The following is a 12,883-nucleotide window of genomic DNA, read 5'->3' on the forward strand; positions in this document are numbered from 1 at the left end:
CGGCCTGCTGCGCCACGGCTTCGCCTGGTCGGCCCGGCACACCCCGGTCAGGACGTCTGCCTGGAGGTCCTGCGCGGCAACGCCCGCGCGATCGCGTTCCACGAGCGGGCGGGCGGCCTGCGCACAGCCGGGCGCCCGCTGCGGATGGCCGCGGGCTTCACCCTGGAGGAGATCGAGTACACCTGGCCGGCGGCGGAGGTCCGCCGCTACGAGGACGGGCGGCCGGTCTCGAACACCGTGCCGCCGCCCGTCCTCGGCCGGCTCACGACGCGGGCCGCACCACCATCGCCGATCCGCCACCCCGTCGTACCGCCTCCGCTGCCGCCAGCCACTTCCCGTTCGGCAGGCGCTGTACGCCGGTCGCCGCGCCGATCTCGGGATTGAGCCGGAAACCGTGTCCGATCGCCTCCAGCCCGGTCCTCGACCCGCTGTTCCACAGCCCCGGTTCGAGCTCGGTGGTCGTCTGGTTGCGCTGGCTCGCGCGCGGTGCGGCGATCGCGTCGACCAGCGGGAGCCCGCGGTCGACGAAGCTGGTCAGAGTCTGCAGAACGGTCGTGATGATGGTCGCGCCGCCGGGTGAGCCGAGGGCCACCACCGGCTTGTTGTGCGCGTCCAGGACGATCGTCGGGGACATGGACGAGCGCGGCCGCTTGCCCGGCCCCGGCAGGTTCGGGTCGTGGACGGCCGGGCTGGCCGGGGCGAAGGAGAAGTCCGTCAGCTCGTTGTTCAGGATGAAACCGCGGCCCGGGACCGTGATGCCGCTGCCGCCGGTCTGCTCGATCGTCAGCGTGTAGGACACGACGTTGCCCCACTTGTCGGCCACCGTCAGATGCGTCGTGTTCTCACCCTCGTACGTCGTCGGCGCCGCGATGCCTGTGCTCGTGCAGGCATCGGGGTTGCGCGGGTCCCCGGGTGCGACCGGGCTCGTCAGTACCGCGTCGTCCTTGATCAGGCACTCCCGCGAGTCGGCGTACGACTGCGACAGCAGTTCCTTCGTCGGTACGTCCTCGAAGGCCGGGTCACCCACCCAGCGCCCCCGGTCCGCGAAGGCGATCCGGCTCGCCTCGATGTAGCGGTGCAGGAACTGGACCTCGCTCGCCTTCGAGAGGTCCGTCCGCTCAAGGATGTTGAGGGCCTCGCCGACCGTCGTACCGCCCGACGAGGAGGGTGCCATCGAGTAGACACCCAGGCCGCGGTACGAAGTCTTCGTGGGCGCCTGGCGCTTGGCCCGGTACTTCGCCAGGTCCGTCAGCGACAGCTTGCCGGGGCGCGCGTTGTAGCCCGAACCCGGGTCCACCGGCGGATTGTTGACCGTGTCGACGATCTCCTGTGCCAACCGGCCCCGGTACAGGGCCCCGACACCCTTGCGGCTCAACTCCGCGTACGTTCCGGCCAGATCGGGGTTCTTGAAGGTCGACCCGACCACCGGCAGCGCACCGCCCGGCAGGAACAGCTCCGCCGTGTCCGGGAAGTTCCTGAACCGCGCCTCGTTGGAAGCGGTCTGCGACCGGAACGTGGCGTCCACCGTGAACCCGTCGCGCGCGAGCCGTTCCGCCGGCTTCAGCAGCGTACCGAGCCGTTTGCTGCCCCAACTGTCCAGCGCCGCCTGCCAGGTCGCGGGCGTACCCGGCGTACCGACGCCCAGCCCGCTCGTGACGGCGTCGGCGAAGGCGATCGGCTGCCCGTTCTCCAGGAACAGGCCCGAGTCGGCCGTCAGGGGTGCCGTCTCGCGGCCGTCGATCGTCTGCACCGTACGGGACTTGGCGTCGTAGTAGACGAAGTAGCCGCCTCCGCCGATGCCGTTGGAGTAGGGCTCCGTGACCCCGAGCGCGGCGGCCGTGGCGACGGCGGCGTCCACCGCGTTGCCACCCTTGCGCAGGATCTCGATCCCGGCGGCCGAGGCATCTGCGTCCACGCTCGCGACGGCACCGCCGTATCCGACGGCGACCGGGACCTTCTCCACAGCCGTAGCCGCCGAAGGGGCGCCGGAGGGCGGCGCAGCCGCCCCCACCGACACCACCGTGGCGGACACCGCCATAACCGCCAGACTCCGTGTGACAGAGCGACGACGCATCAATACCTCCAGTCAATGACCGTCCGCGCAGCGTAACTTCATCCCGACAGCCCCGTAAGGGCACCTCGAACACCGTTGCGGTTGACCGATACCATGCGCGCCCATGACTGACGACGTGCGCAATATCGTCCTCGGTGTGGTCGCGGCCGGCATCAGCGCAGCCCTCGGCTGGCTGGCCCGCACCTATCTGTGGAAACGCAAACTCCGCCGCAAGCAGGCCTTCTTCGGGCTGCCGGACAACTCCGAGTCGCTGCTCGTGGTGAACCGCGAGGCCGGTGGCCCCGAGTTGACGGTGATGCGCCATGACGTGTTCGCGCTGCTGGAACTCTCCGCGCTCATCAAGGACTGCAACGCCCATGCCCAGGTCGTCGCCCACGACGCCGCACAACAGGGGTTCGGGGAGCGCACCGAGTTCTGCGTGGGCGGCCCGGCCTCCAACCGCCGTATGGCGGCACATCTGTACTCCCTGCTCCCCGGCGTCCGCGTCAACGTCGACGCCGAACCGGGCCCGGACCGCGGCGCCTTCCAGATCGGCACCGAGCGCTACCGGCTGGAGGCGGGCAAGGGCGAGTACGTGATCCTCGCGCGGCTCACCGCCGGCCAGAGCCATGAGGCCCGGCCGGTCTTCCTCTTCTGCGGCCAGCGCGCGATCACCAACCAGGCGGCGACGCGCTATCTCGCCCGCAACCACGAACGGCTGGCCCGCAAACACGGGGACAACTCCTTCGCCCTGCTCCTGAAAGTCGTCAACTCGCAGGCGTACGGACCCGATGTCGTCGAGGTCGTCACGGACATCACGCGGGCCGCACAGACCCCTCCACCAGCCATTGCTCCACGCAGCTCCCACCGCGCCTCCTAGGTTCCGGCACACGGCTCGGACGAGTTGGGCGGATGCGCGGTGATACTGAGCTGCAACTCCCGCGAAGCCGACAGCGACAGCCAAGCCGTGAACACACCGGGTGACTCCCGTAGTTGCTCCGGCGGCCGGAGGGGTCGTCGCCCGACAGGCACAACCTGCTGAACGGACCAACGCGGTTTCGGGCCCGGCATACATGGCCGGGCCCCTTGGCGTGCACCCGAGCCGCCGGCACGACCAGGGTCCCGAACCCACCACGTGCGCGGGACGGCCACGCCGCTCACGGCCGCCACCGGAACCAAGGAGAGCGGCACCCTCGTCGCGTACCTCTACGACGTGGGCCCGCCCGGCCTCGGAAAGCTGGTCGGCCACGCGCCGTACACCTCCCACGGACAGACGCCCGGCAAGCCGTTCGGCGTCGACCTGGAGTGGTTCTCCACGGCCTGCGACGTCCCGGCAGGACACCGTCTGGCCCTGGTCGTCGACACTGTCGACCCGCTCTGCATCGAGCACAACCCGACCGGCGCAGCTGACCTTCTCCTCGCCGGAGCACGACCCCACGTATGTGGCGGTGCCCCTGCGCGAGCAGTGATCTCCGGCTGCCGCCGGGCGAGCGCATGCCCTTCTACTACTGCCCGCCTGGCAGCAGCGTCCCTGATTCGGCCGTTGCCCGACCTCGGTCCACATCCCGGTGGGGATGAACGGCAAATCGTAGTCGAGGTTCGGCGCGGCCGGATTCCCGGCCTGCGCCGACGTCGTGAGGTTGTCCGTCAGCGGATTTGCGGCGCCCTCAACTCCCTTGAACACCAACGAAGTTGACCTCAGTGCCGGAGAATCTTGGACAGGAAGTCCTTGGCCCGGTCGCTGCGCGGGTCGGTGAAGAACTCGTCGGGGCTGCGGTCCTCGACGATGCGGCCGTCGGCCATGAAGACGACCCGGTTGGCGGCCGAGCGGGCGAACCCCATCTCGTGGGTGACGACAACCATCGTCATACCCTCACGGACCAGTTGCTGCATGACCTCCAGAACCTCGTTGATCATCTCCGGGTCGAGAGCCGACGTCGGCTCGTCGAAGAGCATGACCTTGGGGTCCATGGCCAGGGCGCGGGCGATGGCCACGCGCTGCTGCTGGCCGCCGGAGAGCTGGGCCGGGTACTTCGGCGCCTGCGAGGCGAGGCCGACCCGGTCCAGGAGTTCACGGGAGCGCCTGTCGGCCTCCTCCTTCTTGCGCCCGCGCACCTTGATCTGGCCCAGCGAGACGTTCTGGAGGACGGTCTTGTGGGCGAAGAGGTTGAACGACTGGAAGACCATCCCGACTTCGGCACGGAGCCGCGCGAGAGGCTTGCCCTCCTCGGGCAGCAGTTGTCCGTCGAGCCTGATGGTCCCGGACTCGATCGACTCCAGCCGGTTGATCGCCCTGCACAGCGTGGACTTGCCCGACCCGGACGGGCCGATGACGACGACCACCTCCCCCCTGCCGACGGTGAGGTTGATGTCCTGGAGAACATGCAGCTCACCGAAGTGCTTGTTGACTTCATGCAGCTCGATCAGCGGATCGACAGCCATGCCCAGCCCTACTCACTCTCAGCTGTGTCGTGGTTGCCGCAAACTATCCAGATAAGGGTGGGGTTAATACACGACACGCACTTTTCGGGTATTAGCCGTATTTACGTCAGACGCGGTCCCGTGCCTACGCCTCCGCGACCTCCGCGTACAGCTGCGACAGCTCCGGAACACCGCTGGACGCCCACTCGTGACCGGAGGCGGCGACATCGAACTCACGGCCCGACGACAGCCGGACGATGGGCTGGCCGTTCGGCCAGAAGTCCCAGGTGGCACCGGGGACGGTCCGCACGATGACCGTGCCGAGATAGAGGCCGGCGTCGTTGCCCAGCCACGCCAGCGACTCCTCGTCGTCCCGCCAGCGCGGCAGCAGCTGGTCCAGCGCCTCCAACGAGGCGGCGGAGTCGTCGAGTTCGACGCCCGCCTGGCCGGCCTGGGAGCGGAGCAGCTCACACTCGGAGAGGAGCCCGGCGACCGCTTCGGGATCGTGCTCCCCCTCGGAGAACACCGCCACGCCTCGGGCCAGTCCATGCTTCTTGCGCCAGTTGCCCAGGAAAGGGATGTTCATACGTCCAGCGTGTCATTCACACCGCCGACCGCACCACAGGGCGCGCGGGGCCGCCGGTTCCGGCCAAGTTCCCCGCGCGTCCATGCGCGGCACACCCACCGCATTGACGGGCTCCTGGTACCTCTTTAGCTTCACACTGCGTTGAGCGGCGGGCCGAGTCGACCGGGGGGGGGAACGTACATGCGCCGAGTCGAACGAGGGGCGGGAGTCCGACGCTGCTGGGGGCCCGCCCTCGTTCTCGCCCTGTGCGCGACACTCGTCCCCCTGTCGTCCACGGCCCAGGCCACCGAGCCGCTCCCCCTCACCCGGTACTTCGACAACACGGCGGTCAGCGACGACGCCCACCCCGGCGACGCCGACTTCGACGGCTCGGGCGCCTCGGTCTCGGCCCAGGACCTGACGGCCGCCGGCTGGACCAGGGGACGTACCCTCACCGTCCAGGGCGCCCGGCTGACCTGGCCCTTCCGGGAACCGGGCGAGCCGGACAACGTCCGCGCCGCCGGCCAGCCGGTACGCGTCCGCGGCCAGGGCGACGCCCTCGCGTTCCTCGTCGCCGGCACCGGTGGCGCCGACGTGAGCGGCGCGGGCACCGTCTCGTACACGGACGGCACCCAGTCCTCGTACCGGCTGTCCGCCCCCGACTGGCGCACCGGCTCCCTGGGCGCCAAGACGGTCGCGCTGCCGCACGTGAACACCCCCGCCGGGCAACTCGCCGAGAAGGCACGGCTGTACGTCGTCACCGTGCCGATCGCGCGAGGCCACCAGGTCGATTCCGTCCGGCTGCCCTACGCGCCCGACCTGCATGTGTTCGCCCTCTCGGTACGGCCCGACCCGGCTGGCTGGACGGGCAGTTGGGCAGCGCCGACCTCGACGTACGCGACCGTCGGCCCATGGACCGACCGGACGCTGCGACTGGTGGTGCACACGTCGGCCGGCGGGCCGCGGGTACGGGTCCGCTTCGACAACACCTTCGCGTCGGCACCGGTACGGATCGGCAGCGCGACGGTGGCCGTGCAGGCGGCGGGCGCCACGGCGAGCGGTACGCCCGTGCCGCTGGCGTTCCGCGGCGCGCGCGGAACCGAACTACCGGCCGGGGCACAGGCGTTCAGCGACCCGCTGGACTTCGTGGTGCCTGCGGACGCCAATCTGCTGGTGAGTTTCCATCTGCCTGGCACGGTGACGGCGGCGCCTCTGCACCGGCTCGCACAGCAACGCTCGTACGTCAGCGAGCCGGGCGACCACACGGCGGACGGCTCCCCGGCGCCGTACACCTCGACGCTGACGACATGGCCGCTGCTGACCGGGGTGGACGTCGGTGACGGACCCGGGTCGGTCGTGGTGCTCGGCGACTCGATCACCGACGGCGAGCGTTCGACCCTGGACGCCAACCGGCGCTGGCCCGATGTGCTCGCCGACCGGCTGCTGGCCCAGAGCGCGGTTCCCCGCTACGGCGTCCTCAACCAGGGCATCGCCGCGAACCGCGTCCTCACCGACCGCTACCCGGGCGACGGCGTCTCCGCCGACTCGGGCGGGGTGAGCGCCCTGCACCGCCTGGACCGGGACGTCCTCGCCCAGACGTCGGCACGTACTGCGATCGTCTTCCAGGGCGTGAACGACCTGCGGACGGGGGCGTCGGCGGAGGACGTCATCGCCGGTCTGCGGGAGCTGGCGGAGCGGGTGCGGGCGCGCGGGACGCGGGTGCTGGTCGCGACGATCGGGCCGTGCGGGGGCGAGGCGCGGTGCACTTCGGCGGTCGACGGGCAACGGGTGGCCGTGAACACCTGGATCCGGGAGGAGGCGGTGCCCGACGCCGACCCCGACTCCGGGTTCGACGGGGTCCTGGACTTCGATGCGGCGCTACGGGATCCGGCACAGCCGGCACGGTTGCTGGCCGCCCATGACAGCGGGGATCATCTGCATCCCGGCGATGCGGGGCTCGCTGCGCTGGCTGGGGCAGTGGAACTGGGAGCGTTGGTTCCGTAGGCACCGTGGGTGTGGCCGCCGGCCCTGGGGGCTCCGCCCCCGGACCCCTCGTTCGCGCTGCACTCGCTCGTCCTCAGTCGCCGGACGGGCCGGAGATGCGCGTCCTGTACCGAAGAGGTCTCCCACGCCCCACGAACATGTCCCCCTACACCTCCAGATCCACCACCACAGGCGCGTGATCCGACGCGCCCTTCCCCTTCCGCTCCTCCCGGTCGACATACGCGTCCTTCACCGCCTGGGCGAACGGCTCGTTGCCGTAGACCAGGTCGATGCGCATGCCGCGGTTCTTGGGGAAGCAGAGCTGCCGGTAGTCCCAGTACGTGTACGGACGGTCGTACTTCAAAGGCCGGGGCACCACGTCCGTAAGACCCGTCTCACGCAGGGCGGCCAGGGCCGCGCGCTCCGCCGGGGTGACGTGGGTGAGGCCCTCGAAGGCGGCCAGGTCGTAGACGTCCTCGTCCGTCGGGGCCACGTTGAAGTCCCCCAGGGCCGCGAACGGGCGGCTGCCCGCGGCATCGCCCGCGACCGCCGCTCTGAGTGCCTCGAACCAACCGAGCTTGTAGGCGTAGTGGGGGTGGGCCACCTCGCGGCCGTTCGGCACGTACACCGACCAGACGCGGACCGGGCCGCAGGTCGCGGAGACGGCCCGGGGTTCCTCGACGCCCTCGTAGCCGGGGTCGCCGGGCAGACCCCGCACCACGTCCTCCAGGCCCACGCGGGAGATCACCGCGACGCCGTTCCACCTGCCGGTCGCGTTGACCGCCACCTCGTAGCCCAGCTCGCGCAGCTGGTCGGACGGGAACTGCTCGGCGGCGACCTTCGCCTCCTGGAGGCACAGCACATCCGTGCCACTGCTCTCCAGCCAGGCCACCAGCCTTGGCAGGCGGGCGGTGATCGAGTTCACGTTCCAGGTCGCGATACGCATGCCCCACAACCTACCCGCCGGGTCTGACAACGCGTCTCAGACCTCCGCCGACGTCCCCGGCGTCAGCCGCAGGTGCTCGGAGCCGCCCAGGCCGCCGACCAGCCGGTCGTAGATCGGGCGGGCGAGGTCCGTGAGGAGGGCGTCGTGGATGTCGTACGCGCGCTGCGGCTTGACCTCGCGGACATAGTCGACGACCTCGGAGAGCTTGCTCCAGGGGGCCATGACCGGAAGCAGCAGGGTGTCGACCGGATGGTCGGGGACGGTGAGTGCGTCGCCGGGGTGGAAGACGGCGCCGTCGACCAGGTAGCCGACGTTCGTGATGCGCGGGATGTCCGGGTGGATCACGGCGTGCAGTTCGCCGTGGACCTGGACGTCGAAGCCCGCGGCGGTGAACCTCTCGCCGTGGCCGACGGTGTGGACGCGGCCCGGGAAAGCCGCGGAGAGCTGCTCCGCGACCGAGGCGAGGGTCCAGAGCTCGGCGGCCGGGTTTGCGTCCAGAGCGGCACGCAGCCGGCCCTCATCGAAGTGGTCGGCGTGTTCGTGGGTGACCAGGATCGCGTCGGCGCCGGCGGCGGCGTCCTCCTCGCTGAATCCCCCGGGGTCGAGGACGAGCGTCTGCCCGTTCTTCTCCAGGCGGACGCAGGCGTGCGACTTCTTCGTGAGTTTCATGGGTCCATCCTGCCGCGCGGGCCCGGGCTGTGAGCGGCCCAGGCCATTGCCTTCGCCACCCGGCTCAGCGGTCATCCCTCGGGCGTCGTCTCCTCGCGGATGACCTGCTGGGCCACCTTGAACGCGCTGTTCGCGGCCGGTACCCCGCAGTAGACGGCGGCCTGGAGCAGCACTTCCTTGATCTCGACCGGGGTCAGGCCGTTGCGCAGCGCGGCACGGGTGTGGAAGGCGAGCTCGTCGAGGTGGCCGCCCGCGACCAGGGCGGTGAGGGTGACGCAGCTGCGGGAGCGCCGGTCGAGGCCGGGCCGGTTCCAGATCTCGCCCCACGCGTATCTGGTGATGAAGTCCTGGAAGTCCCCGGAGAACTCGTCCGCCTGGGTCAGTGCCCGGTCGACGTGCGCGTCGCCGAGCACCTCACGCCGGACCTTCATACCGGCGTCGTACTGATCCGGGCGGCCCTGCGCATCGGGCTGTACGGCGGGCGGCGCGATCTCGGCGATGGGGGTGATCGGCTGGGCTGCGGTCAGGACCGGCCGGAGCGGGGCCGGCGGGATGGCCGTCTGCCCGGTGCCGGTGTCGTACGCGGGCTGCCAGGCCGTCGAGAAGTGACGTACGAGGAGGTCGGTCACGGCCGCGGGCTGCTCGACCGGGACCAGGTGGGAGGCGCCGGGGACCACCGCGAGGCGGGCGTCGGGTATCCCGGCGACCAGGGTGCGGGCCTCGGCCGGGCCGGTCACCTGGTCGTCGGAGCCGACGAGGACGAGGGTCGGCACGCCGACGCGGGCCAGTTCGCCCCGTACGTCGAAGGAGGCGAGCGATTCGCAGGCCGCGATGTAGCAGCCGGGATCGGTGGTGCGGACCATCTGTACGGCCCACTCGGTGATCGCGGGCTGCGTGGCGGCGAAGCCGCTGGTGAACCAGCGGTCGGGGGAGGTACGGGCGATGGGGTCCAGCCCGTTCGTCCGGACGATCACCCCGCGCTGACGGAACTCGTCGGCCGTCCCGAACCGGGGCGAGGCGGCGATGAGCGCGAGCGAGGCGAGCCGCGCCGGGTGGCGCAGCGCGAGTTCGACGCCGATCGCGCCGCCGAGCGCGCAGCCCGCGTAGCCGAAGCGGTGCACGCCGACCGCGTCGAGCGTGGCGAGCAGGCGGCCTGCCAGGTCGGCTACCGACCCTGCGGGGTGCGCGGGGGCTCCGCCGTGCCCGGGAAGGTCGAAGCGGAAGACCCGCCACTGCTTCACCAGTTCCGGCACCTGGCGGTCCCACATGTGCCATGTGGTACCCAGGGAGGGCCCCAAGATCAGGACCGGAGCCTCTTCTGGCCCGTCAAAGCGGTATTGCAGGGTGTTCGGTGATGTCTCGCTCACCCGTCTGAGCCTCTCATCTGTCACGAGATGTCACATCGCCGGGGTGGACCTGGCGGGCCTTGCCCCGCTCCGGCAGTGCCGGACCTGCCGACGAGAACCCAGGTATACCTTCTCCGGCATGTACTCGTGGCCGTGTCGGCAGTGGGCCCTCCGGGCGCGTGCCGCCTTCAGTCGCTACGAGCAACGCTTTCCTCTTTGATCACGGCCTCCAGGCGGTTCGGGTTGCAGCATCGAGTGTGGTGGCACGGACGAGGCTCGGCGTGACTCACCTGGAAACCTTCCGAAATCCCGCCCAACAGCAGCTTGAACACCACACGGTGAACGCTTGGTAGAAGGCTTGGCCGTAGTCGGATGCTCTCAGTTACAGCCACCGGTCCAAAACCAGCAAGCGGACTCCGAATCCACCTCGCCCCAATCCTGCTGGCCATACGGCTCGCAAGTCGCTCGGCTGATCGTCCGCGTGACTCACTCTTGCCCCTCCGCCGCACCCCCGTGCAGGCCATCCCAAGTGGTAGCGGCTCCGCGAAGATCTTCTACATCCGGCTTGACGTACCACCGCTTGGTCGTCTTTACGTTCGTATGTCCGGCCCATCGCGCGAGGATGTGGTCCGGGACACCGTTGTTGGCCAGGAAGGTGAAGCACGACGAGCGTGCGTCGTAGAGCCTGACGCGACGGAGCCCGAGAAGCTCCATAAGCCGGTACGCGCGTCGGCGAAGTTGCTTGATCGTGAAGGCGTCGCCCGCCTCGTGCACCAGCACGTAGCCCGACACCGTGTACGCCTCCCCCAGAGCGAGCCTCTCCTCGGCTTGGAGAGCTCGGAATGTCTTGAGGGCTCCCAGCACCAGCGCCGGCAGCGGCAGATCCCGCTCACCCGCAAGAGACTTGGTGTCCTTCTCCACCACGTACCGGTTGCCCATCATCGTGCGCGTGTTGGCAATGACGATCGTGGCGTTCTCCAAGTCAACGTCTTCCCACCGGAGGCCGCAGACTTCAGCTGGACGAAGCCCCATCAGCGAAAGAAGAAGCGCAGCATAGAGACGCTCACTCCTAATTCCTTGTATGAATTTCTGAACCTCCTGGACATTCCAGGGCGGCACCTCCTCTTTAGTCTTCCGCTCTTCCTTGCGCGCTCTCCGGGGAATGGTCACGTACGCAGCGACATTGACGTACACCAACCGCCGGGTAACGGCTCTTCCCAGCGCCTCCTTCAGCCGACCGAGGCTCATATCCACACTCGTGACACTGAGTGGCGTCCCGGCCCTTTTACCGCGCACGCGGCCATGCGCCAGCGCCCAGTCCCTCCACTCTTCCACGTGCTCTTCAGTAAGGTCCTGGAGACGGATATTGCCGAGCCTCCCCCGAACTCGGTCCAGGGTAATCCCGTAGTTGTAGATGGTGGTTTCTTCGAGGTCCTCCGCTTTCATGGCCAGCCATCGGTCGAGCCACTCATTCACGGTGATCTTGTTGGGCGGTACAAGCGACCCATCATGCCGCCGATTAGTTATGTTCGCGTACTCAGCCCTAGCTTCCTTCAACGAGTCGAAGGTGCGCCTCAACTGCTTACGCTTTCCAGTTTCGGGGTCGATTCCTGCGTCGACAACAAACCGGTATCGAACCTTCCCCTTCGAGTTCGGCGGAAGTTTCTTGATGGGATCGGGCAGAATACTCACTCTCCTCGAACAGGCGGACATAACTTCACAACGCCGCGTCTACCGATCGGGGAGGCAAACTGGCGGCACTATTCGCTACGGCTCCACCGCCAAGCACAGCCGAGTGCGAACACCATCAATGCTCTGGAGAATCCCCGGTTTCGGTAACCGGGGATCGTCTGCTATGTATCGCGCTGCACGATGAGCCCTTGCCCGTCGCCCCCTGCGTCGGCCTCGGTCAGGAAGCCAACCGGTAGGACCGGAGAGCGGGGGTCGCACCGTCCATGACGAGCACCAGCAGTCCGTCGTCGGTGAGTCGGTCGAGGTTCCGGGCCACGACGCGCTCGGAGGCGCCAACGACTCGGGCAACGTGGGGAGTTGAGGCTCCGGGGTGCACTGCGATGTGCGCGAGGACCGCTCGGTCACGGCGGTAGCCGCGTTGCAGCAGGTCCTCACCGAACAGCGCGGCCATACAGACGCAGAGGCGCAGTGCCGTGCAGCAGACGGATCGGCGAGCGGCATTCGACAGGTGGGACTCCTTGGGTTGGGGCCTCGGCGACGAGACCGAGCAGCAGGAGGTACAGGATCCCGCCGCGGCCGACCTGTCTGCTGGTCGGCCGCGAAGCCCACATCCCCTCACTGACCTGGTGTTTTCCGGGACGTTGTACGTTGACATGGTCCTGGAAGAGGTTCCAGTCCCTTGGGGCTCTTCCTCGTCTGCTGTGGGCGAATGCCGGACCGAGAGGGAGATCAACCGGTCCCGTGGAGTTGCGGACTCGCATCGCTGTCCAGCGACGGCCGGAGGGCTTCGAGGACCTGCAGTCGGCTGGGTAGGGTCGTAGTACATCAACCAGGAGAGGCAGTTGCATGGCGAGCGAGATCGTGATCGCGCAGACGACCATCGACGACGAGGACCAGGCGAAGGCGCTGGCGCGGGGCGCGGTTGAGAACCGGCTGGCCGCCTGCGCCCACATCGACCAGCCGTTCACAGCGGTCTACCGGTGGAAGGGCGCCATCGAGACCGCCCAGGAATGGCGGATCTCGTACAAGACGACCACGGACCGGCTTCCGGAGCTTGCAGCGTGGGTGGCCAAGGAGCACAGCTACGAGGTTCCGGAGTGGATCACCCTCCCGGTTACCGGCGGGTCCGAGGCGTACCTGTCGTGGGTGGTCGAAGAATCGACCGCGCAGTAAATCCAGGGGAGTGAGCGTCCGGTCGCGTTTGCGGC

At 69.0% G+C, this 12,883-nt stretch carries 11 protein-coding genes and 1 pseudogene; 4 read left to right on the forward strand and 8 right to left on the reverse strand.

Annotated elements, in window-relative coordinates:
- Positions 1-262: 262 nt before the first annotated feature.
- Positions 263-2,038, reverse strand: coding sequence for a gamma-glutamyltransferase (gene ggt / locus RB628_RS21180; RefSeq protein WP_318322074.1), 1,776 nt, complete (start codon positions 2,036-2,038; stop codon positions 263-265).
- Between the two features lie 139 nt (positions 2,039-2,177).
- Between ggt and RB628_RS21185 the strand changes: the two genes are divergently transcribed.
- On the forward strand, positions 2,178-2,933 hold the full coding sequence (locus tag RB628_RS21185; RefSeq protein ID WP_318322075.1) for a hypothetical protein: 756 nt from the start codon (positions 2,178-2,180) through the stop codon (positions 2,931-2,933).
- A gap of 252 nt (positions 2,934-3,185) precedes the next feature.
- Positions 3,186-3,522 (forward strand): annotated as a pseudogene (locus RB628_RS21190) (CocE/NonD family hydrolase C-terminal non-catalytic domain-containing protein); the annotation flags it as partial.
- A gap of 229 nt (positions 3,523-3,751) precedes the next feature.
- Here the strand turns inward: RB628_RS21190 and RB628_RS21195 are convergent.
- Positions 3,752-4,495, reverse strand: a complete 744-nt coding sequence (locus RB628_RS21195; protein WP_318322076.1) for an amino acid ABC transporter ATP-binding protein — start codon at positions 4,493-4,495, stop codon at positions 3,752-3,754.
- Between the two features lie 124 nt (positions 4,496-4,619).
- Entirely contained in the window at positions 4,620-5,060 is a 441-nt protein-coding gene (locus RB628_RS21200) for a DUF6278 family protein (RefSeq protein ID WP_318322077.1), read from the reverse strand.
- Positions 5,061-5,240: 180 nt separating this feature from the next.
- Here RB628_RS21200 and RB628_RS21205 point away from each other — a divergent pair, with 180 nt between their 5' ends.
- The gene (locus RB628_RS21205) at positions 5,241-7,043 is read left to right on the forward strand and encodes an SGNH/GDSL hydrolase family protein (RefSeq protein WP_318322078.1); all 1,803 of its coding nucleotides are present in this window, start codon (positions 5,241-5,243) and stop codon (positions 7,041-7,043) included.
- A gap of 145 nt (positions 7,044-7,188) precedes the next feature.
- On the opposite strand, the gene RB628_RS21210 is transcribed toward RB628_RS21205, so the two are convergent.
- The 5 genes from RB628_RS21210 to RB628_RS21230 all read right to left on the reverse strand — a co-directional run bounded on the left by RB628_RS21210 (position 7,189) and on the right by RB628_RS21230 (position 12,126).
- Complete coding sequence (locus tag RB628_RS21210) at positions 7,189-7,968, reverse strand: exodeoxyribonuclease III (protein ID WP_318322079.1); 780 nt, start codon at positions 7,966-7,968, stop codon at positions 7,189-7,191.
- Positions 7,969-8,004: 36 nt separating this feature from the next.
- Complete coding sequence (locus RB628_RS21215; RefSeq protein ID WP_318322080.1) at positions 8,005-8,637, reverse strand: MBL fold metallo-hydrolase; 633 nt, start codon at positions 8,635-8,637, stop codon at positions 8,005-8,007.
- A gap of 71 nt (positions 8,638-8,708) precedes the next feature.
- Positions 8,709-10,004 (reverse strand): 4-carboxymuconolactone decarboxylase, encoded by a 1,296-nt coding sequence (gene pcaC, locus RB628_RS21220; RefSeq protein ID WP_318322081.1) that lies wholly within the window; start codon positions 10,002-10,004, stop codon positions 8,709-8,711.
- Positions 10,005-10,469: 465 nt separating this feature from the next.
- Positions 10,470-11,675, reverse strand: coding sequence for a tyrosine-type recombinase/integrase (locus tag RB628_RS21225; RefSeq protein WP_318322082.1), 1,206 nt, complete (start codon positions 11,673-11,675; stop codon positions 10,470-10,472).
- Between the two features lie 217 nt (positions 11,676-11,892).
- Complete coding sequence (locus tag RB628_RS21230) at positions 11,893-12,126, reverse strand: winged helix-turn-helix transcriptional regulator (RefSeq protein WP_318322083.1); 234 nt, start codon at positions 12,124-12,126, stop codon at positions 11,893-11,895.
- A gap of 395 nt (positions 12,127-12,521) precedes the next feature.
- On the opposite strand from RB628_RS21230, the gene cutA reads away from it, so the two are divergent.
- The gene (gene cutA, locus RB628_RS21235; protein ID WP_318322084.1) at positions 12,522-12,848 is read left to right on the forward strand and encodes a divalent-cation tolerance protein CutA; all 327 of its coding nucleotides are present in this window, start codon (positions 12,522-12,524) and stop codon (positions 12,846-12,848) included.
- Positions 12,849-12,883: the final 35 nt, after the last annotated feature.

It is taken from the genome of Streptomyces sp. ADMS, from assembly GCF_033441795.1.
GTDB lineage: Bacteria > Actinomycetota > Actinomycetes > Streptomycetales > Streptomycetaceae > Streptomyces.